Annotated in this window: 22 protein-coding genes; 3 read left to right on the forward strand and 19 right to left on the reverse strand. The window is 57.7% G+C overall.

Annotated features, from left to right (window positions below; translation table 11 throughout):
• Window positions 1-4: 4 nt before the first annotated feature.
• The 5 genes from map to dxr form a co-directional block, all read right to left on the reverse strand.
• Window positions 5-907, reverse strand: a complete 903-nt coding sequence (map, locus tag BMZ01_RS03270; protein ID WP_395890726.1) for a type I methionyl aminopeptidase — start codon at window positions 905-907, stop codon at window positions 5-7.
• A 115-nt stretch (window positions 908-1,022) separates the two neighbouring features.
• Window positions 1,023-2,939 carry a penicillin-binding transpeptidase domain-containing protein gene (locus tag BMZ01_RS03275; protein WP_092284393.1) on the reverse strand — a complete coding sequence of 639 codons (1,917 nt, stop codon included), beginning with the start codon at window positions 2,937-2,939 and terminating at the stop codon, window positions 1,023-1,025.
• Window positions 2,940-3,071: 132 nt separating this feature from the next.
• Window positions 3,072-4,235, reverse strand: coding sequence for a flavodoxin-dependent (E)-4-hydroxy-3-methylbut-2-enyl-diphosphate synthase (ispG, locus tag BMZ01_RS03280; RefSeq protein WP_092284395.1), 1,164 nt, complete (start codon window positions 4,233-4,235; stop codon window positions 3,072-3,074).
• Window positions 4,236-4,290: 55 nt separating this feature from the next.
• Entirely contained in the window at window positions 4,291-5,502 is a 1,212-nt protein-coding gene (locus BMZ01_RS03285; RefSeq protein WP_092284397.1) for a M50 family metallopeptidase, read from the reverse strand.
• Complete coding sequence (dxr, locus tag BMZ01_RS03290; protein WP_092284399.1) at window positions 5,499-6,692, reverse strand: 1-deoxy-D-xylulose-5-phosphate reductoisomerase; 1,194 nt, start codon at window positions 6,690-6,692, stop codon at window positions 5,499-5,501. The genes BMZ01_RS03285 and dxr overlap by 4 nt, the downstream gene beginning before the upstream one ends.
• 172 nt (window positions 6,693-6,864) lie before the next feature.
• Between dxr and BMZ01_RS03295 the strand changes: the two genes are divergently transcribed.
• Window positions 6,865-7,317 carry a DUF2631 domain-containing protein gene (locus tag BMZ01_RS03295; protein WP_092284401.1) on the forward strand — a complete coding sequence of 151 codons (453 nt, stop codon included), beginning with the start codon at window positions 6,865-6,867 and terminating at the stop codon, window positions 7,315-7,317.
• Between the two features lie 99 nt (window positions 7,318-7,416).
• Here the strand turns inward: BMZ01_RS03295 and rlmN are convergent, their stop codons facing one another.
• Window positions 7,417-8,514: a dual-specificity RNA methyltransferase RlmN gene (rlmN, locus tag BMZ01_RS03300; RefSeq protein WP_092284403.1), complete on the reverse strand. Its 1,098-nt coding sequence runs from the start codon at window positions 8,512-8,514 to the stop codon at window positions 7,417-7,419.
• 95 nt (window positions 8,515-8,609) lie between these two features.
• Here rlmN and BMZ01_RS03305 point away from each other — a divergent pair, with 95 nt between their 5' ends.
• Complete coding sequence (locus tag BMZ01_RS03305; RefSeq protein WP_092284405.1) at window positions 8,610-9,065, forward strand: LapA family protein; 456 nt, start codon at window positions 8,610-8,612, stop codon at window positions 9,063-9,065.
• 21 nt (window positions 9,066-9,086) lie between these two features.
• On the opposite strand, the gene BMZ01_RS03310 is transcribed toward BMZ01_RS03305, so the two are convergent.
• The 5 genes from BMZ01_RS03310 to rpsB form a co-directional block, all read right to left on the reverse strand.
• Window positions 9,087-9,962 carry a phosphatidate cytidylyltransferase gene (locus BMZ01_RS03310; protein ID WP_092284407.1) on the reverse strand — a complete coding sequence of 292 codons (876 nt, stop codon included), beginning with the start codon at window positions 9,960-9,962 and terminating at the stop codon, window positions 9,087-9,089.
• Window positions 9,963-10,053: 91 nt separating this feature from the next.
• Entirely contained in the window at window positions 10,054-10,611 is a 558-nt protein-coding gene (gene frr, locus BMZ01_RS03315; protein WP_092284409.1) for a ribosome recycling factor, read from the reverse strand.
• Between the two features lie 44 nt (window positions 10,612-10,655).
• Complete coding sequence (gene pyrH, locus BMZ01_RS03320) at window positions 10,656-11,342, reverse strand: UMP kinase (protein WP_218140936.1); 687 nt, start codon at window positions 11,340-11,342, stop codon at window positions 10,656-10,658.
• 230 nt (window positions 11,343-11,572) lie between these two features.
• Window positions 11,573-12,400, reverse strand: a complete 828-nt coding sequence (tsf, locus tag BMZ01_RS03325) for a translation elongation factor Ts (protein ID WP_092284413.1) — start codon at window positions 12,398-12,400, stop codon at window positions 11,573-11,575.
• A gap of 58 nt (window positions 12,401-12,458) precedes the next feature.
• Window positions 12,459-13,316 carry a 30S ribosomal protein S2 gene (gene rpsB / locus BMZ01_RS03330; RefSeq protein WP_092284414.1) on the reverse strand — a complete coding sequence of 286 codons (858 nt, stop codon included), beginning with the start codon at window positions 13,314-13,316 and terminating at the stop codon, window positions 12,459-12,461.
• A gap of 354 nt (window positions 13,317-13,670) precedes the next feature.
• On the opposite strand from rpsB, the gene BMZ01_RS03335 reads away from it, so the two are divergent.
• The gene (locus BMZ01_RS03335; RefSeq protein WP_092284416.1) at window positions 13,671-14,153 is read left to right on the forward strand and encodes a M23 family metallopeptidase; all 483 of its coding nucleotides are present in this window, start codon (window positions 13,671-13,673) and stop codon (window positions 14,151-14,153) included.
• Window positions 14,154-14,232: 79 nt separating this feature from the next.
• Here the strand turns inward: BMZ01_RS03335 and BMZ01_RS03340 are convergent, their stop codons facing one another.
• The 8 genes from BMZ01_RS03340 to rplS all read right to left on the reverse strand — a co-directional run bounded on the left by BMZ01_RS03340 (window position 14,233) and on the right by rplS (window position 21,379).
• The gene (locus BMZ01_RS03340; RefSeq protein ID WP_092284418.1) at window positions 14,233-15,171 is read right to left on the reverse strand and encodes a tyrosine recombinase XerC; all 939 of its coding nucleotides are present in this window, start codon (window positions 15,169-15,171) and stop codon (window positions 14,233-14,235) included.
• A gap of 170 nt (window positions 15,172-15,341) precedes the next feature.
• Entirely contained in the window at window positions 15,342-16,523 is a 1,182-nt protein-coding gene (dprA, locus tag BMZ01_RS03345) for a DNA-processing protein DprA (protein WP_092284420.1), read from the reverse strand.
• Window positions 16,520-17,998 (reverse strand): YifB family Mg chelatase-like AAA ATPase, encoded by a 1,479-nt coding sequence (locus BMZ01_RS03350; protein ID WP_092284422.1) that lies wholly within the window; start codon window positions 17,996-17,998, stop codon window positions 16,520-16,522. The genes dprA and BMZ01_RS03350 overlap by 4 nt, the downstream gene beginning before the upstream one ends.
• Window positions 17,985-18,521 (reverse strand): YraN family protein, encoded by a 537-nt coding sequence (locus BMZ01_RS03355; RefSeq protein WP_092284424.1) that lies wholly within the window; start codon window positions 18,519-18,521, stop codon window positions 17,985-17,987. The genes BMZ01_RS03350 and BMZ01_RS03355 overlap by 14 nt, the downstream gene beginning before the upstream one ends.
• Before the next feature lie 131 nt (window positions 18,522-18,652).
• The gene (locus tag BMZ01_RS03360; RefSeq protein ID WP_092284426.1) at window positions 18,653-18,958 is read right to left on the reverse strand and encodes a DUF2469 domain-containing protein; all 306 of its coding nucleotides are present in this window, start codon (window positions 18,956-18,958) and stop codon (window positions 18,653-18,655) included.
• 34 nt (window positions 18,959-18,992) lie between these two features.
• Window positions 18,993-19,631 (reverse strand): ribonuclease HII, encoded by a 639-nt coding sequence (locus BMZ01_RS03365; RefSeq protein ID WP_092284428.1) that lies wholly within the window; start codon window positions 19,629-19,631, stop codon window positions 18,993-18,995.
• Between the two features lie 18 nt (window positions 19,632-19,649).
• On the reverse strand, window positions 19,650-20,408 hold the full coding sequence (gene lepB, locus BMZ01_RS03370) for a signal peptidase I (RefSeq protein WP_223845864.1): 759 nt from the start codon (window positions 20,406-20,408) through the stop codon (window positions 19,650-19,652).
• 629 nt (window positions 20,409-21,037) lie between these two features.
• A complete protein-coding gene (gene rplS, locus BMZ01_RS03375; RefSeq protein ID WP_092284430.1) occupies window positions 21,038-21,379 on the reverse strand; it encodes a 50S ribosomal protein L19 in 342 nt (113 codons plus the stop codon).
• Between the last annotated feature and the right edge of the window lie 120 nt (window positions 21,380-21,499).

The raw sequence follows: 21,499 nt of genomic DNA on the forward strand, positions 1-21,499 counted from the left end.
TTGTTTAGCCGTGGAGTTCTTCCATGAGGTCCTCATCCGGAAGGGTGAGGACCTCATTTCCATCTTCGGTGATTACCAGGGTGTGCTCGAATTGTGCGGAGAACTTGAAATCGTTGTTCTGCACGGTCCAACCGTTCTTCCAAATGGTGTAGGGCAGCTCACCGAGGTTAATCATCGGCTCGATGGTTAACGTCATGCCCGGCTCCAGGACATCGGTGTAGGCGGTGGAGTCATAGTGCAGCACTACCAGGCCGTTGTGAAAGGTGGGGCCCACACCGTGGCCGGTAAAGTCGCGGACCACGTTATAACCAAAGCGCTTGGCATAGGATTCGATAACCCGCCCAATCACATTGATCTGGCGACCTGGCTTTGCCACGCGAATACCGCGCATCATCGCTTCTTTGGTGCGCTCAACCAGGAGGCGGTGTTCTTCGGACACGTCGCCAGCTAAGAAAGTGGCGTTCGTATCGCCATGAACCCCGTTCTTGTAAGCGGTGACATCGATATTAACGATGTCGCCGTCTTCAATGATGGTGCTATCGGGGATACCGTGGCACACGATTTCATTGAGCGAAACGCAGCAGGACTTCGGGAAGTTCAGGTACCCCAGCGTCGAAGGGTATGCACCATGGTCACACATGTATTCGTGGGCCAGGCGGTCTAATTCATCGGTGCTGACACCGGGGGCTACAGCCGCGCCAGCAACCTGCAGGGCATTAGCGGCAATGCGGGAGGCTTCGCGCATGGCCTCAATGGTTTCAGGGGTTTGGATAAACGGCTCCCCGATATTTTCTTGCACGCTGTCCTTCCAGGCGTACTCCGGGCGCTCGATGTGCTTAGGCACAGTGCGAATCGGAGTGGGTTTGGCAGGACGTAGGGGTGCACGAGACATAGACATGGGGGCCATGGTAGTCCTTCAAGTAACGAGGTGCGTTGACAGGTCTTAGTCGCGACGACAACGCTAGTATCCTTAAGCACCACCCGGAAAGATCTGGCGGCCAGGGTATGAGGCTACGGGGCACCTAATGCGCTGCTGGTGCCGGCGCCGGTGATGCATCTCCCGGCGGAGGTGGCGGAACTTCCCCTTCTTCCTCTGCTGGTGGAACCCCGCTGCGTAGCTTGTCCAAGTTGATGAAGAAGTTATCGGTGATAGCAACCGCCGACTCAGATCCACCGCCGCGAACAATCAAGGTCGCAAAAGCAATGTCATCTTCACGGTAGCCAGCAAACCAGGCATGCGAGCCATCATTGATTTCGGCTTCACCCGTCTTACCGCGAATAATGCCTTCCGCTTGCATCCCAGCAGCCGTGCCGTGGGTAACCACGCTGCGCATCATCTGCCGTAAATTGTCGATCACATGCTGCGGCGGTGCCCCTACTACCTCACTGACCTCTGTGGGAAGTCCATCAATGAGTTTAGGTAGCGGAGTTTTACCCGCCGCAGCGGTTGCCGCCACCAAGGCGACTCCGAAGGGGCTCACCAAATCCAGACCCTGGCCGTAACCAGCTTCGGTGCGATCCAATGGGGTTTCCCCTTCAGGAACAGAACCCGTCACGGTATCAATACCGGCAATGGTGTAGTCCACGCCAAGCCCAAATTCCTTCGCTGTGGCCTTGAGCTGGCCTGGGGCTAGATCGGTGGATACTTTGGCAAAGGTGGTGTTACAGGAACGTGCGAAGGCAGTTTCCATGGGCACCGTGCCTAAACCGAATTGGTTGTAGTTGCTCACAATGCGGCCATAAATATCCATGGTGCCGGGGCATGGGACGGGACTACCGGGATTGAGACCATGGTTTTCCATGCCCGAAGCCGCAGTAATCATCTTAAAAGTCGAGCCCGGCGGGTATTGCCCCATCAGCGCTAGCGGACCATCCTTATCAGCTTCCGCGGTTTGGGCAACGGCGAGGAGCTCACCGGTTGAAGGGCGGATCGCCACCATCATGGCTTGCATTTCTGGGCGCAGGTTCACCGCATCTTGGGCAGCCTGTTGGACATTGCGATCCAAAGACACCCGAATCGAGGGCGCGGGTTTGGCATCGTGGTATTCCACATCATCAATCGGTGCACCATCTTGGGTGGCGATGGTGACCTTCCAGCCATTATCCCCATCAAGGCGGTCCTCCACGATCTTGACCACGCGCGACATAATATCCGGTGCGAAGTTAGGCTCCTTGGAAACAATCGCTGCTTCCGGGTTAAAGCGCACCGAAGGCAGTCCCGCTAACTCATCTTTTGTGACCGCGTATTCCTTTTCCCCTAGAAGTGCCACTGAGTAGGGTCCAGCCGAACCTTGGAAGGCACCGGCTAGTTCTTCTGGGCTGCGCTCGACCACCCGCGGGTCAGTTTGATGGGCGTGGCGCAAGGCTTCGGAGACTTTAAAAGACACCGTGGAGATATCGCGAGCATCCAGCCCCTTCGCATCTACTAAGAGGCGGTAATTAATACCCGGCTCATAGATGGACACCCCATCAGAGCTAACAATATTGGCGCGCTTAGCCGGCACGGATCGTAATTCGAGGTGCTGGTGTGCCCCTAGCCGCGGATGCATAATGGTCGGCTGCCAACGCACCCTCCATTTCTCTTTCGCCTTGGTCAGCGTCATCTGCGTTTGGTATTCCACCACGCGTTCTCGCGGCAGAATCCACTTCAAGCTATAGCGCGCGGTAGCCAGGTTCTCCCCGCCATCAACCTGCTCTAAGTTCGCCTCAAGTTTTTCAGCCTGCAAGCCCTTCTTGGTGCTCTCGATAAGCGGCAAGGCGTCCTGTGGGCGGTCAATGAGTTCTTTAATGGTGTCCTCATCGCCGCTTTCTAAGGCAGCGAGGAACTCCTTGGCAATGGGGTCAGCAGTATCTGGCTTGGGGGTGCACCCTACTAAGGTGGTGGCACCCAGCGTGCAAGCCAGCAAAAATATAAAGCCCCGGGGCCGACGAGGAGTCATAGTCTAAAAGTTACTACTGCTCCGCATCGACCTGGGACTTACGCGCCGAAGCATCCGCGCCGAAGCGACTACTCCAAGGCAACCGCTCCGCGGCTCAGACACAATGCTTAAGCTCCGAACGTTTGCTGCTTTCTAGCCGGTGACCTTCACCTCAGGCTTAGCACCCGGGGTTTCTTCGAGGCCCTGCTCCTCTGCAATGCGCATGGCCTCTTCGATGAGGGTTTCCACAATCTGTGATTCCGGCACGGTTTTTACGACCTCGCCCTTCACAAAGATCTGGCCCTTGCCATTACCGGAAGCCACACCAAGGTCAGCATCACGTGCTTCACCAGGGCCATTGACCACGCAGCCCATTACGGCAACACGCAGCGGGAACTCCATGCCCTCTAGGCCAGCGGTGACCTCCTCGGCAAGGGTATAAACATCCACCTGGGCGCGACCACAGGAAGGACAAGACACAATCTCTAACTTGCGGGGACGCAGGTTCAAAGACTGTAGAATCTGGTCGCCCACCTTGATTTCTTCCACGGGGTCCGCCGAAAGCGAGACGCGAATAGTATCGCCAATGCCCTGGGATAAAAGCGCACCAAAAGCCACAGAAGACTTAATGGTGCCCTGGAAGGCAGGACCAGCTTCGGTCACACCAAGGTGCAACGGATAGTCGGTTTGTTCGGCGAGCTGGCGATAGGCCTCCACCATGACCACCGGGTCATTATGCTTCACCGAAATGGCGATATCGCCATAGCCGCAGTCTTCAAAAAGTCCGGCTTCCCACACCGCGGATTCCACCAGGGCTTCCGGGGTGGCCTTGCCGTACTTTTCTAGCATGCGTTTATCTAAAGATCCGGCGTTAATACCAATGCGGATCGGGATACCGGCATCGCCGGCAGCCTTCGCTACTTCCTTCACGCGGCCATCGAACTCACGGATATTTCCGGGGTTCACACGCACAGCAGCGCAACCAGCATCAATCGCGGCGAAAATATACTTGGGCTGGAAGTGAATATCCGCAACCACCGGGATAGGTGATTTCTTCGCGATTGCCGGCAGCGCATCAGCATCTACCGTCTTCGGGCAAGCAACACGCACAATATCGCAGCCAGTGGCCGTTAATTGGGCGATCTGCTGCAAGGTGGCATTAATGTCGTGCGTCTTGGTGGTCGTCATGGACTGGACCGAAATCGGATAATCGGAGCCCACTCCTACCGAACCGACCATAATCTGACGGGTACGGCGCCGCGGCGCCAATACTGGCGGCGGTGCATCAGGCAAACCGAGACCGATCGGGGTTGGCACGTTGACATTCTCCTAATTATTGGGTGAGGTTTTTTCTCTCCGGCTGAGTATATCCCTAGTGGAAGAGCCGCACCGGGTTGACCACATCCGCAATGATGATCAACCCACCCACAAGCATCAATGCCGCCGCCACAAAAGCAGTCACCGGCAACAGCGGACCATAATCCGCCGGCCCCGCGGGAGCCAAGCCGCGGGCTTTACGCACGGCATCGCGGATCTTCTCATAAAGCACCACCGCAACATGCCCACCATCAAGCGGCGGCAGCGGCACAATATTAAAGAGCGCGAGGAAGAAATTCAGGCTCGCAAGCATCATAAAGAACATGCTCCAAGCGGAATGCTGCGCCACTTCCCCACCAATCCGGGTAGCGCCTACCACGCTGATTGGCCCATCAGCTTCGCGTTCCCCACCAAAAATGGAGCCCACCACTGCCGGAACCTTCCCCGGGAAAGCCGCCAAGCCCTTTAAGGTGGCGCTCAAAAGCTGCCCGGTGAACTGCGTGGTAGCACCCACAGCTTCCACCGGACCATAGGTTTTAATCGCATCCTTCGGCGGTGCTGAGGCAATACCAATCGCCCCACGGGTCAGCTGATTGCCTTCACTATCTAGCCGGATCACGGGGCGTACTGGCACCACGATCTCTACTTGCTGATCCCCACGTTCAATACCCAAGGTGGCGTCTTCACCAGGTAGCTGCCATAGGCGGTCGCGTAATTCCACGAAATTAGCCACCGGTTGGCCATTAAGGCTGCGAATAATATCGCCTGCTTGCACCCCAGCTTCAGCGGCCGGGCCGGCACCCGCACAAGGTGCCACATTTTGGGCATCCACCTGATCACTGACGCAGGTGGTCTCCCCTACCCGCGCAGATAGATCCGCATTCGGGTTCGGGATGCCCGCGGAAACCGCCAGCCCATAGATGATGCACACGCCGATGAGAATATTCATCGCCACCCCACCTGAGAGCACTAAAATCCGCTGCCACCAGGGTTTATTCCGCATCGCATGCGGGGCTTCTTCGGCGGTGACCTCATCTTGGTTGGTCATCCCCGCAATATCGCAAAACCCGCCTAAGGGCACGGCTTTAAGCCCATATTCGGTATGCCCCTTGCGGAAGGAAAATAAGGTGGGCCCGAATCCAATGAAGTAGCGTCGCACCCGCATGTGGCATAGCCGCGCCACGATGAGGTGCCCGAACTCATGCAGCGCAATAGTCAGCGCAATCCCCAAGGCAAAGAGGAACGCACCTAAGGCATATGCCGTCACTTAGCTTCCCTTTCGAGTTGATCAATCAACGCATTAGCTTCCCCGCGGGCCTGCTTTTCACAGGCTAAAACATCCTCAATATTCTCCGGGGACTTCGCAGCATACGCGGCCTTATCCATCACGCGCCCAACAATGTCCACAATCTGCGGGAATTTAATTCGACCCGCCAAAAACGCTGCCGCAGCTTCCTCATTCGCCGCGTTATATACCGCGCCATACATGCCGCCTTGCTCCGCGGCCTGGCGCGCTAAGTGCACCGCCGGGAAAGCCTCATCGTCGACCGGCTCAAAAGTCCAGGTTGAGGCCTCCCGGAAATCACATAAAGGCTGCGCATCTTTCACCCTATTCGGCCAATTCAGCGCCAAACTAATCGGCAATTTCATCGAAGGCGGCGAGGCCTGCGCAATCGTTGCCCCATCCACAAAACTCACCATGGAATGCACAATGGATTGCGGGTGCACGCTCACCGTAATATCTTCCGGCGCCAGATCAAACAGCAGGGTCGCTTCAATCAGCTCTAGGCCTTTATTAATCAGCGTGGCCGAATTCAAGGTATTCATCTGTCCCATCGACCAGGTCGGATGCTGCGCAGCTTGCTCCGGAGTTACCTCCCACATCTGCTCACGCGTCCAACCCCTAAATGGTCCCCCAGAAGCGGTCAACACAAAATGATCCACTTCCTCTCGCCGCCCGGCCCGCAAACATTGCGCCATCGCCGAATGCTCCGAATCCACCGGCACAATCTGCCCCGGCTTCGCGGTTTTCATCACCAGCTGCCCACCGGCAACCAAAGATTCCTTATTCGCCAGCGCCAGCACGCGATCAGCTTCCAGCGCCGCCATCGTCGACGCCAACCCCATGGACCCGACCAGCGCATTAAGCACCACATCGCATTCTTGGGTGCGCACTAGCTCAGCTGGGTCGCGTAATACTTCGCCCTGAAGCTCTGTCGAGATCCGGTGCGCGGCGTCGGCATCAGAGACTGCGACTTGGCTGGGGTGAAGTTTGCCGCGCCGGATTTGTTCCAACAGGAGTTCTGGTTGGCTACCGGCCGCGGCAATACCCGCAACTTCTAGGAGCTCCGGGTTGGCGTCAATAACCTCCAAGGCTTGGGTGCCAATGGAGCCAGTGGAACCGAGGATGAGCACTCGGCGGGGACGTGACGGTGTTTCGGTCTTTGAGGCGTTCACAGCACCTCATTGTTCCATGCTTCGGGCGGGGGTATTGGATAGCTCGTGTCTACTCGCACCTTGAGGGCGAATATGCCAAAATGAGGGGCAAATATTCACCCGAGAATTCTCTAGTGCTGCGTTGCTGTTTCCGCATGGCTGACAGTGCCGGAGCTGAAGAAGGAGTAAGAACGTGGCTGGTTCCCACGAGATCGTTCCCGAGGTTTACAACGGGGTCTCGACGCTTGATGAGCCCTCTGCTGGTTGGGGTTGGCACGGTTTAAGCCGTAACGCCATCCAAATCAGTGGCTGGCTTTCTGTCCTTTTCCTGCTCGGCATGAACTTTGGTAACCACCATGGTCATGTTGAGACCATCTGGCTGATTGGCCTGGCTGCTCTTATTGCCGTTGGTCTGCTCATCCACCTCTTCCAGCCCACCGCTGGTAGCCAGGTGCGCACCATCACCGGCCACAACAAGCCGGTTGGCCATGTGGAGCCCGACTGGAACTACCTGCAGGCCACCGTCGGCGGCCCCTATGCTGAGCTCACTGATTCTCAGCTGCGCTCCCTGAACATCGACCCGGATCGCGTGAAGCACCTGCGCACCCTTCCGGAAGCTGAGCGCAAGGCCCTGAACAACCGCTAAACCTTCTTCATCAAGCACCCGAGGCACCAAACCCCGGGTGCTTTTTCCTATGCATTAACCCCTCAAAAAGTTGCTTTGAGGGGTTAATCCTTAGTTTGATTAGGCGCCTTCAGCGGCCAGCTGTCCACACGCCGCGGCGATCTCCTGGCCACGGGTATCACGAACCGTGCAAGGCACGCCTTGAGCAATCACGCGGCGCACAAACTCATCCTGACGCTCCCTCGGGGAGGCATCCCACTTCGATCCCGGAGTGGGATTTAGGGGAATCAGGTTCACATGCACCAAGGGCCCTAACGCCTTGTGCAGCTTCTGCCCTAACATATCGGCGCGGAAGTCTTGGTCATTAATGTCGCGGATTAAGGCGTATTCAATACTTACCCGGCGCCCGGAACGATCCGCATAATAACGGGCCGCATCCAATACTTCTTCCACAGACCAACGGTTATTCACCGGCACCAAGGTGTCGCGAAGCTCATCATCTGGTGTGTGCAGAGATACCGCGAGCGTTACTGAAAGATCCTCATCGGCTAACTTGCGGATCGCAGGGGCTAGGCCCACGGTAGATACCGTCACATTGCGTTGGGAGATCCCAAAGCCATGCGGTGCAGGCGAGACAATTTGGCGTACCGCCGATACCACGCGCTTGTAATTAGCTAGCGGCTCCCCCATCCCCATGAACACCACATTGGATAAGCGTGAGCCTTCGGCAGCCATGGTGGCTGCTGCGGCACGCACCTGGTCCACGATTTCTGCGCAGGATAGGTTGCGGTTTAGCCCGCCTTGACCGGTGGCGCAGAAGGGGCACGCCATGCCGCAGCCAGCTTGGGAGGAGATGCACAAGGTGGCGCGATCCTTATAGCGCATTAAAACGGACTCAAGCAGAGTGCCGTCATGTAATTCCCATAAGGTTTTGGTGGTGGCACCATCATCGGCGGCGACGGTGCGCACGGGGGTCATCAGGACCGGGAATAAGGCATTGGCGACTTCCTCGCGGGCTGCTTCGGGAAGGTCGGTCATGCTGCGGGGGTCCGCTTCGAATCGCCCATAGTAGTGTTTGGCGATTTGGTTGGCTCGGAATTTCGGTAGTCCGAGGTCTTTGAGTAATTCGATGCGTTCTTCTTCGGTGTAATCAGCGAAATGTTTGGGCGGCATGCTGCGCTTAGGTGCTGCGAACTGGAGGGTGAGAGTTTCAGCCATAATGCGGGTTATTGTCTCATGTGCTGGGGGCCAACTCGAATTGAGTAGGGGGAGGTAGTTGCCACCCCGCCTATAAACCGCGTTGAATATGAGGTATGACAAACACACCTCCGCGTGATCCCCAAGAACCTTATGCCGAACCGAACCTCGCAGAACCCACTTATGCCGAGCCCACCTATGACCCCGCAGCTAACGCTCAAACCCCGGTGACTAACCCGCCGGCAGTGCGTGAAGAGCAGCCAGTCGCCGAGCCCGCACCGGTGGAAACCACTGCCCCGGAGAAGCCGGCTAAGCCGAAGGTGAAGGGCTCGCTGGCGGGCTCCACCTGGGTGGCGATGATCGTGGGCTTATTCCTTCTCATCGCTTTGCTGGCCTTTATTTTGCAGAACCAGCAGCCGGTGGAATTAAAGCTGTGGACCTGGGAGTTTAGCTTCCCCGCAGGTGTTGGGTTCCTGCTTGCCGCCATCGTTGGTGCCTTGATTATGGCGCTTGTTGGTGGGGTGCGCATGCTGGAGTTGCGTCGCCAAGCGAAAAAGAATGCGCGCCGCTAAAACTTCAGCGACGCGCAGATCCTAAAAGACTGTTTCTGCTGCCCGAGCCACGACACCGAGCAATAACCAGGTGACCATGGCTGCGGGCAGCATGCCGTCTAAGCGATCCATGAGTCCGCCGTGCCCTGGCAGCATTGCGGACATATCTTTAAGCCCTAGTTCGCGCTTGAATTGGCTTTCCACCAAGTCCCCTAAGGTGGCGCAAATAACCAACACCACGCCGAGTACTACACCCAAAGCCCACTCATAGTGGAGCAGGAAGTGCACTGCGAGTGCACCGGTGATCATGCCGAAGACAATGGAGCCGGCGAAACCTTCCCAGGATTTCTTGGGGCTTACGGCTGGAGCCATGGGGTGCGAGCCGAACATCACGCCGGCTGCGAAACCACCCACATCGCTGGCAACCACGCAGAGGATGAAGGTGATGATATAGGCACCGCTTACCGCTGAGTCCAAAAGCGACAGCATGGCGGCGAAGGATCCAAATAGCGGGATCCAGGTGAGCACGAAGATACCCACCGAGGTATCACGCAGATAGTTCTTGGGGGCGGAGTGCCGGCCGTGGTGGAAAAGGCGGCCGAACATCAGCGCCAGCACACCGGTGACATAGCTAGCCACCAACCCGGAGGTGCCATAGAAAAGCGACATCCACACCATGAGTTGCCCAGCGCCAATGAGCAGCAGTCGGGGGATCACATAGCCGGCTTCCCGGAGCCTGGCGGTAACTTCCCAGGTGGCGGCAACGGCGGCAACGGCTACGAAGATATACCAGGCGAGGTATCCAGATAGCGCGGCGGCGATGACTAATCCGGCGAGCAGGGCGCCCACACCAATGGCAGATTTGAGGTCTCTGCCGGCTGAGTTTTTGGGCTTGGGCAGATGCTCAAGCGGTTCCATGCGTGGGCGTCCCTTCAGAACTAGGTGCGGGCGTTTGTGTAGTCAACACAAAGACCCCAGGGTTTAGTAGCCCTGGAGTCGTGGCTTGTGTCTAAACCTCGAGCAGCTCTTCTTCTTTCCTATCTACCAGCTCATCTACGGCTTTCACCTGAGTGGCAGTGATCTTGTCGAGTTCTTTTTCCGCTGCGTTGACTTCATCTTCGCCAGCATCGCCATCTTTTTGCAGCTTCTTGAGCTGATCCATGCCCTTGCGGCGGATATTTCGGATGGCGATCTTGCCGTCTTCGCCCTTGGCCTTAGCGATTTTCACCATTTCTTTGCGGCGTTCTTCGGTTAGCTGCGGGATGGTTACGCGCAGAACCTGGCCGTCGTTGGTGGGGTTCACGCCGAGGTCGGAGTTGCGGATGGCGTTTTCGATATCCCCCATGACGCTCATTTCATAGGGCTTGATGAGCAGCATGCGTGGTTCGGGTACCGAGATGGTGGCCATCTGGGTGATCGGGGTGGGAACACCGTAGTATTCGGCGATCACGGAGTTGAACATGGCGGGGTTGGCCCGGCCGGTGCGAATAGTCGTGAGGTCCTCACGGGTGTGTTCAACGGAGGCGCTCATGCGCTCTTCCGCTTCAAATAGGATCTCGTCGATCATTGTGGAGTCTTTCCGTCCTCTAAGTTGCGTACGTGCTAAATCTATCAGGAAGCTACCAGGGTGCCGATGTTCTCCCCGGATACCGCCTTGGCGATGTTGCCGTCGGTGAGCAAATTAAAGACCAGAATCGGCATGTCATTGTCCATGCACAGGGAGAATGCGGTGGCATCAGCAACCTTGAGGCCCTTCTCAATGACCTCGCGGGGGGTGATGCTGTCATAGAGTTCGGCATCAGGGTTGGTGCGCGGGTCATCGGAGTACACCCCATCAACGGCCTTGGCCATCAGCAGCACCTCGCAGCCGATTTCTAGGGCACGTTGGGCGGCGGTGGTGTCGGTGGAGAAATAGGGCATGCCCATACCTGCACCGAAGATGACTACGCGGCCTTTTTCGAGGTGGCGTACGGCTCGTAGCGGGAGGTAAGGTTCGGCGATTTGGGCCATGTTGATGGCGGTTTGGACGCGGCAGTCAACACCTTGCTGATGAAGGAAGTCTTGGAGTGCCAGGCAATTCATGACGGTGCCGAGCATGCCCATGTAGTCGCTTCGGGCGCGGTCCATACCGCGGGTTTGGAGTTGGGCGCCGCGGAAGAAGTTGCCTCCGCCGATGACCACGGCGACTTCGGTACCGGCGTTGGAGATGTCCGCGATTTGGCGGGCTACGTTTTCTACGACGTCGGGGTCAATACCGACGTTGCCGCCGCCGAACATTTCACCACCTAGTTTGAGCATGACCCGTTTGAAGGCCGTTCTCTCAGTGGGAGTGTTGGTGGTGTTCGTGTTCTCTGACACTTGGGGTGTGCTCCTTGTAGATAGAGAAAGTGTGTGGTTCTAGGTCCAACTCCAGACGGCATGATGATTGCCGGCCGCCGGGCGCGCTAAGGCGACGCTGTGCCTAACGATACCGTGAAAAAAAACCCAGGGACTGTGATCCCTGGGTCTTGGTTCATAAGCAGTGGTGCTTAGTGCTGGCCAACTTCGAAGCGGACGAAGCCGGTGACCTTGCAGCCGGCCTCATCGAGGAGCTGCTTGACGGTCTTCTTGTTGTCGGCAACGGAAGCCTGCTCGAGGAGGCAGACATCCTTGTAGAAGCCGTTGAGGCGACCGTTCACGATATTCGGGATGGCCTTTTCGGGCTTGCCTTCTTCGCGGGTGATCTGCTCGGCGATGGAGCGTTCCTTTTCGACAACGTCTTCCGGAACCTCATCGCGGCAGAGGTAAGCGGCCTTGAGAGCTGCGACCTGCATGGCGGCGTTGTGGGCGGCCTGCTCGGCAGCTTCGCCTTCGCCTTCGTAGGCAACCATGACGCCAACTGCGGGCGGCAGGTCAGCGGAGCGCTGGTGCAGGTAGACGGAAACCTTGTCACCTTCGATGGTGGCGGCGCGACGCAGTTCCAGCTTCTCGCCGATCTTGGCGGAGAGTTCCTGGACAGCTTCGGCGGCGGGCTTGCCATCAACGTCAACAGCGGCGAGTTCTTCGGGGGTGTTGGCCTTGGCGGCGGCAGCGGCTTCGGCGATCTTGGCGGCGAAGTCCTTGAATTCCTGGTTCTTGGCCACGAAGTCGGTCTCGGAGTTGAGCTCGATCATGGTCTTGCCGGAAACGGCAACCAGGCCTTCGGTGGCGTTGCGCTCAGCGCGCTTGCCAACATCCTTCGCACCCTTGATGCGCAGGATTTCAACGGCCTTGTCGAAGTCACCAGCGGACTCTTCCAGGGCCTTCTTGCAGTCAAGCATGCCGGAGCCGGTGATCTCGCGGAGCTTCTTAACGTCGGCGGCAGTGTAGTTCGCCATTAGGCGATCCTCCTCATTGGGGGTTTGTGAAACTAGGACTTTAGAAGGTGCTGAGTGTTTACTCGGCAGCCTTGGTGTCGTCTTCGGCCTTGGTCTCTTCTGCCGGAGCTGCGTCAACCTTGGGCTCTTCAGCCTTGGCCTCTTCGGCGGGCTTGGAGTCTTCGGTGGTGGCTTCGATCTTCTCGGAGTCACCGGCGGCGTCGCGGGCGGCGGCCAGGGCGCGCTCTTCGCGGGCCTTCTTGCCCTCTTCCACGGCGGTGGAGATGATGCGGGTCAAAAGGGCGGTGGAGCGGATGGCGTCGTCGTTGCCCGGGACCGGGAAGTTGACGTCGTCGGGGTCGCAGTTGGTGTCCAGGATGGCCACGACCGGGATGTTGAGCTTGTGAGCTTCGTTGACGGCGATGTGTTCCTTGTTGGTGTCAACGATCCACAGTGCGGAGGGCACCTTGGTCATCTCTGCGATGCCACCGAGGACGCGCTCCAGCTTGGTGCGCTCGCGGGTGAGCATGAGGACTTCCTTCTTGGTGCGGCCCTCGTAGCCGTCTTCGGCTGCGTCCATGGCCTGCAGTTCCTTCATGCGGTGCAGACGCTTGGAGACGGTCTGGAAGTTGGTGAGCATGCCGCCGAGCCAACGGTGGTTGACATAGGGCATGCCGACGCGCTCGGCTTCGTTCTGGACGGCTTCTTGGGCCTGCTTCTTGGTGCCAACGAAGAGGATGGTGCCGCCGTGGGCGACGGTTTCCTTCACGAATTCGAAGGCCTCATCGATGTAGGTCAGCGTTTGCTGCAGGTCGATGATGTAGATGCCGTTGCGGTCGGTGAGGATGAAGCGGCGCATTTTCGGGTTCCAGCGGCGGGTCTGGTGTCCGAAGTGGACGCCGGCGTCGAGAAGCTCGCGCATGGTTACAACTGCCATGAGGTGCTCCCTTTCTATTGTGAGTTTTGGGTTTTTGAAGGTGTTCATGCAGGTTTTATTGGTATTTGTCCTGCACCCTAGCGACGAACCTGCGACCACACCCACGAGGTGGGACCGAGTGGCTGCTGGTGCCTCGAATGAGACGAACGCCGCGCGAATTGACTGCGTGGCTAAAAGTAGCCACACATGCCGGGTGAATTCTAGTCGCTTGGGGCTTAAAAACCAAACACTTCCTGCAGCGACGGTGGATAACTTAATCTCGCGTGTCACAGAAGTGGTGTTGCTTAACAGTATCCACAGTTAACCCGCAGGAGCCCTGGACTTTAGCCACCCGATCTCGAGAATGCTTAAGACATGAGAGTGTGCTCTATTGTGTTCCTTGCGCTGCTGGTGATGTTGCGTGGGACGGCGGCGTTGGGGTGGGTGGATCCGAGTACGGGTTTGCCTTATGCGACGCGTGTATTGCGGACCTTTGATGCGCCGGAGAAGCCGTGGTTGGCGGGGCATCGGGGGGTGGATTTGGCCTTAGCGCCGGGGGCGCCGGTGCGGGCTGCGGAGGATGGGGTGGTGCATTTTGCTGGGGTGGTGGCGGGCACCCCGGTGGTGTCGATTCAGCATGAGGAGGGTGGGTTGCGCACAACCTATCAGCCGGTGTGGGCGTTTGTGCAGGCTGGCGAGGTGGTGCGGGAGGGTCAGGAGATTGGGACTTTGGGGTATCCGGAGCAAGGTGATGGGTATCCGGGGCTACATTGGGGTGCGCGGGTGGGTAAGGATGAGTATCGCAATCCGCTGGATCTTTTAGAGGCGCCGACGATTCGCTTAAAACCGGTGAGATAGGCGACCCGAGTGCCTGCGGATGGGCCTACGCCCGTGGAAGCGCCTATGCGCGTGGAAGCGCCTATGCGCGTGGAAGCGCCTATGCGCGTGGATGCGCTTGGCGGTAGGCGTCTTTGAGGCGCTGGGCGGAGACATGCGTGTAGATCTGCGTGGTCTGCAGGGAGGAATGGCCGAGCATCTCCTGGACCACGCGTAGGTCCGCGCCGCCTTCTAAGAGGTGGGTGGCGGCCGTGTGGCGTAGCGAGTGCGGGGAGATATGCGCCGATACCCCGGCGTTGTGGGCGGCAGTATCGACGATGCGGCGCACCTGACGCGGGTCGATGCGGCCACCACGAACCCCTAAGAAAAGCGCATTGGTGGTTTTCTTCATCAGTTTCGGGCGCGCCTCGGTTTCCCAGCGTTTCAGTGCTTCGGCGGCGGCTTTGCCGAAGGGCACCACCCTTTCCTTGTTGCCCTTGCCGATCACGCGGGCGCTCGAACCGGCGCGATCAATGCTGCCGAGATCCAAGGAACATAGTTCTGCCACGCGCATGCCGGTGGCCCAGAGCATCTCAATGATGGCGATATCGCGGATGGCAACCGGGTCATCACTGCTGGCGTTATCCGCGGTGCTGGTGACCATGGCTTCGGCTTGGTCTGGGCGCAGCACGGTGGGTAGCTCGCGGTTGACCTTGGGGGTGACTAGCCGGGCGGCTTCATCGCTGGGGATATGCCCGTGGCGGCTCGCCCAGGTGCTAAAAACACGCGCGGCGGCGGTACGGCGGGCAAGGGTGGCGCGACTTAGCCCATTATTTGCTGAGTGTGCCAGCCAGGCGCGAAGTTCCGGGAGGGTGAATTCTTTGAGTCCATCTGAGCCGAGGTAGTCGGCTAGGTCGAGGAGGTCGCGGCGGTAGCCTTTAATGGTCGCAGCGGAGCGTCCTTTGACGAGTTCGAGGTAGTCGCAGAACTCATCAATAAGGGAAATCACCGAAGGCGGCGGAACATCTCGCTCCGCCGCCTTCGGCACTGACTCACCCATAGTGCACAACCTTAGCGATCCGTGAGAAGCTCTCGGCCGGAGCGTCTTCTTGAGGACCAGCCCGCCCCCAGAAGACTTTCACTTAGGCTTGCGTTACCTAAGATATGCCAACTTTCGTTTGAGCGCAACCCCTAGACCGAAATTTCTTCAAAAAATTTTTTCTAGCGCCATCATTGCAGGTCACCGGCACCCAGTTCAAGCCGCCGCCACAAAGACCCTTCACGCACCACCAAGGAACGCCGCTCTAACTCCACCAAAAGGTGGATACTTAGCGCCAATGTAAGCCCGGCTTTATGGGCGATGGCGGCGCTATCGGAAGCCTCAAATCCGATGGCGTCATAGACCTTCAATTCATTAGGTGAAAGCTCTTGGATGCTGGTGGGTGGGAAGACGAGTTCATAGTTGGCTTCCACATCCACTGCCCCACTGGTGCTCATGATTTCTCTGGCCTCATCGGCGGTAGAGATTAAGGTGGCGCGGCCATCGCGGATGCGTTGATGACACCCCAAAGACTGCGCGCTCAAGATTGGCCCGGGTACTGCCATGGTGGCACGACCAAAAGCCTCTGCCCAGGTCAAGGTACTTAAAGCACCGGATCGCCACGCCGCTTCCATGACGATGGTGCCGCGGGTAAGGGCTGCGACTAAGCGGTTACGGCTTAAGAAGCGATGCCGCATGGGTGAGCTGGTGAGTGGGTATTCAGAGACCACTGCCCCACCTTGTTTGACCACCTGCTCATAGAGTTCACGGTGGCTACTGGGGTAGGCGCGATCAAGCCCACAAGCCTGCACCACCACCGTTGGTGTTTGGTGTTCCAAGGCCACACTGTGGGCTACCTGATCCACCCCAGCAGCGCCACCAGAAACCAGGGTCCATTGGTGTTGGGCGAGGCTGCTGCAAATGCTTCTGGTGGCGGCTCTGCCATAGGCGGTAATGGCCCTGGTTCCCACGATCGCTACTGCTTGGTGGGTGAGCTTTTTGAGACTTTCGCCACGTACCCATAAAGCGTGTGGCGGTACCGCATCAGCTTGATCCTTGCGGGTGGTCGTGCCCTCGGAAAGGGCGAGGAATCTGAAGGCAGGATCTAGTTTTTCAGCTGGCCATTCTGGGTGCCCGGGGTGGATTAAGCGCATATTATGCCGGCGGGCAGCCTGGAGATCTTCCTTTAACCCGTGTTCGGCGGTGCGATAGCGCTGCTCGGTGCTAGCCAAAAGGGCCTCGCCGATCCAGGTGTCGCGCTGTTTAATGCCAGCGGCAATCTCATCAGCACTTCTTCCTTCTAATAAAAGTTCGTGGATGCGGCGGTGTGGGCCTTCGACAACGCGATTGAGATATGCCCATGCTTCTATCATGTGAGGTCCTCCCCGAGTTCCAGTGCTCGCGCAATGTGGTCAAGCTGTGGTCGTTTAATGTCTTCTAAATCGCAGAGCGTCCACGCGAGGCTCAGGATCCTATCCACCCCGCGTTGGGTGATCCGCCCTTCGGCCAAATACACCCCCAGTAGCGCCATTCCGGCATCATCAGCTGGCCACTTTTTTCTTAAAATATGCGGATCCATGTGGCTATTAAGCACACCCCACCGAGCGATGGAGCGTTCCCGTGCTGCCGCCACCCGAGTAGCGATACTCGCGGAGCTTTCCGCCTCGCTGTTAAGGACCGCCCCATGCCCGGTGGTTCTTAGATGGATATCCAAGCGGTCGCGCATAGGGCCGGAAAGATTATCCAAGTAGGTGGCGCGCTGGCGTGAGGTGCATTCGCATTCTTGGGCTTCCTCCGCCCCGCAACGGCAGGGGTTAGCTGCCAAAATGAGTTGGAAATTAGCGGGCAGAATAATCTCCCGGCGCGCCCGAAGTAGACGAACATGGCGTTGTTCTAATGGCATTCGCAGGCTATCGAGGATGCGTGCGGGGATTTCAGAGATCTCATCTAAAAAGAGCACCCCGTTATGTGCCAAAGATACTGCCCCTGGGCGGACCCTGCCGGAACCACCACCAAGTAGCCCGGCGCGACTGATGCTGTGATGCGGGGCGATAAAAGGTGCGTGGTGGATACTGCCGTGGAAACCATCTTCAGCCACCGAATGCACACTGGTGGTAGCGATTGCTTGCTCCCGGTTAAGGGGCGGCAGGATTCCGGGTAGGCGTTGTGCGAGCATGGATTTGCCGCTACCTGGGGGACCAATGATGACCATGTGGTGTCCCCCAGCGGCTGCTACTTCTGCCGCGTATTTGGCTTCATCTTGGCCAGCTAGATCCGCCATATCAGGGATGTGTGGTTCCTGCGGGCTTTCCCCTTTCGGGGTGGGAAGTGGGACCCCATTAAGCCAATTCCATAGCTGCATGAGGTTAGCGGCATGGTAGATCTCCAGGCCTTCCATCAAAGCTGCTTCGGCTTGGTTTTCCGAAGGCACAATACAGCGAAGCCCCTGCTGTTTGGCCATAATCAAAGCCGGCAGGATCCCGGGTACACCACGCAGCGAACCATCTAAACCAATCTCACCGAGCATCATGGTGTTGGCAAGCACGCGGTAGGGTTCGGCCTGACCACAATGAGCGCATAACACGGCCAGCGCAATCGCGGCATCAAAGTGAGAGCCGGCTTTGCGTAAAGATCCGGGGCTTAAGCTGATGGTGATCTTTGAGCGCGGCCAATCCAAGTCGAGGTTTCTGATCGCGGTGCGGATGCGGTCGCGGGATTCGCTTACTGCGGTATCGGCCAAGCCCACCATGTAGAAGCCTGGTAACCCGGGGCCGATATTGGCTTCCACTAATACCGGGAGGGCGCTGACACCTTCTAAGGCCACGGAGTGTGTTTTAGCGAGTGCCACTGTCGACCTCCGGGAAGTAGTGCAAGAAACCAAACCCGCGGGTACGCGGTAGCTCAATCTCGATGACTGCGAAGCGCGCCGGAAGATAGTTACTGCGCTGGGCTAACCAGATTTCGGCGGTGCGTCTCATGCGGTGGAGTTTGCGGGGGTTAACCGATAGCGCCCCGCGGGTGGAACCGCGCCGGGTTTTTACTTCAACGAAGACAAGCTCATCTGTACCTTCAGCGATGAGGTCTATTTCGCCTACCGTGCTGTGGGCATTGCGTTCGATGATCTCCAGGCCTTCGATGCGGTGGAGGTATCCGGCGGCGATATCTTCGCCGAGTTTTCCTAGCGCGTAGTTGGAGATCTGGGTGGTGTGGAAGGCGCCGAGGTTAGTGGCAGGCTTCGTGAAAGCACCTACCGCCCCACCATCCCTCACCTCCCCATGGGCCCTAATACCCAGTCGGTAGCCGGCAGTACTACTGCCATGTGCTTCGATCCCGATTCTTTCGCCGCTGGGCAAAGTAGCGAGGTTGCTCATAAAAAATCTCCCCCGAAGGTTGTGCATTCTGTGCTCGATGAGCTCAGCTTGAACTACTTCTTCGGGGGAGCGCTAGGAGCTAGGTCCTGTGCTTGTGGATAACTTATGCCGAGTCGCGGTTATTCACAGGTTTAATCCGGGATGACCAAATCTGGTTTATCGAGTTCCTCGATATTGACATCCTTGTAGGTGATCACGCGGACGAAGCGCACAAAGCGGGCGGGACGGTACATATCCCATACCCAAGCATCAGACATACGGACTTCGTAGTACACCTCACCGTTATTGCTATGCGGAATCAGTTCAACAGCATTCGCGAGGTAGAAGCGCCGTTCGGTTTCCACCACATAGGAGAATTGGCTGACCACGTCGCGGTATTCACGGTATAGGGAGAGTTCAACCTCTGCCTCATAGTTGTCGAGCTCTTCGGCGCTCATGCTTTTGGCCTCCTCATGCCCTACTTCTTAGCGATCAGCAACCGCGGGACAACCATTCCTGGTGTGCCGCGGTCACATTGGCATAAGTGTAGCGGTGCTGTGGGCTTGCACCGTGGCGGCGCACCGCATCCATATGCACTCGTGTCCCATAGCCCTTGTGATTTCCAAACCCATAGCCCGGATGCTGCTCATCCAGTTCCCGCATCACCTGGTCACGCGCGGTTTTCGCCAACACACTAGCTGCAGAAATACAACGCGCAGCATCGTCACCACCAATAATCGGCAGGTGCGGCACACTTAAACCCGGGACCTTCAAAGCATCGGTCACCACATAGCCCGGTTGGATCTGAAGGTTCGCCACCGCGCGCCGCATACCGCACACATTCGCCCATTGAATCCCGTCACGGTCAATCTCTTCGGCAGAAATATGAATCACCGACCACGCCAGCGCCACTTTTTTAATTACCGCCGCTAATTCTTCACGCACCTTCGCAGAAAGCTTCTTAGAGTCAGCCAGCCGATCCAACTCCGGAATAATCTTCGGGGGCAAAATGCACGCCGCAATGGTGATCGGCCCAGCACACGCCCCACGCCCCGCTTCATCTACTCCAGCAACATGCCCAAAGCAGCTTAATGCCACCTCATAGGTGCGCTTTTGTTTCAGCCGGCGCATGCTTATCGCTTATTACTTTTAGTGCTGAATGTCGTAGTCCTCTACCCCACCAATGCGCGAGAAGGGATAGATAATAAATTGCACTTTGCCGCGGATATTTTCCCTCGGAATAGTGCCCTGCTCGGCATCCCCAGTATGGAAGCGCGAATCAAGCGAGTTCGTGCGATTATCGCCCATCATGAAGTAATGGTCCTCCGGCACGGTAATCGGCCCGAAATAGGGGCCACCGCATTCCTCCGAACCAGTCGCCGGATTCGGCGGGTAATACAGCGGATGCAAGGTATAGGAATCATCAACCTTCTTGCCATCCACCATGATCCCCGGGTCACCTTCTTGGCAGCTCACAGTCTGCCCACCAGTGGCAATAATCCTTTTCACCAGATCATTTTCATCCGGCGCAACCAGACCCACATAGGACCCAAGATTTTGCACAGCCCTTAATGCCGGGTTCGCAGAACGCTGCGACACAAAAGTGGTGTCCCAAGACTCCGTGCCCTTAAAAACAATCACATCCCCCGGCTCAGGGTCGCTAAACCGGTAGCTGAGTTTATCCACCGCAATCCGATCCCCCACGCAACCTTCACACCCATGCAGAGTCGGTTCCATCGACTGACTCGGAATCACATACACCCGCCCCACAAAGGTCTGCAGAAGAAACACCAGCAGCATCGTCAACACCACGATGACCGGAATCTCTACATACCAAGGCAGCGACTTCTCTTTTTCCGGCTGTCCGCCAGCCGTCACATCATTCGAGGTCGCTTCATTAAAGGGCACGTCACTATGAGTCACGTTGAGGAAGCCTAGCACTTTAAGCTGTGATCCCTGCGGATATAACCGCCCCCTCCCACGTCCCACGCAGATAAGCTGCGGCACCAGGCTCTGTGCTGTGCTCTTTGCTTTCCTTGAGATCCTGGGGTTGGGCACCACAGGCCCGCTGAAGGCGGGTAAGAAGCTGGGGTTTGCCGCGCCTTATTCGTTTTCGAACGCGAGTAGCCCGGGGCTAATAACCTGAGTTCTTCCGGGAGCCCGCATGATCGGAACGCTATCGACCCCACGCATCACATCCTCGCTCATCTTCCACCTGAACCGATCACTAGCGCGATGGCAGGACGGCGGGGTAGACAACCCGACAGAAATCAGTAATACGGGATAGGTCAGCTCTCAGGGACGTGCCACTTCGGCATCGGCCTGGGGGCGTTTGCTTTGTCATGGCAATTCTCCAGGTGCGGGGTTAGTTAAGTGCCTGTTTTCGGGGTAACCGCTGGTGGGGGAACAAGATTGCCCGGGGCCAGACACACATTTTGCTACTTAACTCCTGTTCGACCTTCGCACCGCTGCGGAAATGACAAACGCCCCCAGGGCCACCGCAAAGGCGGGGCGCTGAGGGCGAGAGGCGAGAAAGCTTAGCGCTTTTCCTTGATCTTGGCGGCCTTGCCGCGCAGATCGCGCAGGTAGTACAGCTTGGCGCGACGGACGCGGCCACGGCGCACAACCTCGATGCGATCGATGTTCGGGGAGTGAACCGGGAAGGTACGCTCCACACCGATGCCGAAGGAGACCTTACGCACGGTAAAGGTTTCGCGGATGCCGCCACCCTGGCGGCGAATAACAACACCCTTGAACAGCTGGGTACGGGTGGTCTTACCTTCGATAACCTTGACCCAAACGTCGAGGGTATCGCCGGCGCGGAACTCGGGGATATCGTCGCGCAGGGAGGCTGCATCGACCTTATCGAGAATGTTCATAACAATCCTTCACTTTTTCTGATCAGAGGACCCTGGCGGCCTAACGCTCGTGCCGGTTCATGACCACGACATATGTGTGCGCCTGATCTAGCTCGCAGGCAACCCAAGCATTATTGCATG

It is taken from the genome of Corynebacterium spheniscorum, assembly GCF_900113445.1.
Classification (GTDB): Bacteria; Actinomycetota; Actinomycetes; order Mycobacteriales; family Mycobacteriaceae; genus Corynebacterium; species Corynebacterium spheniscorum.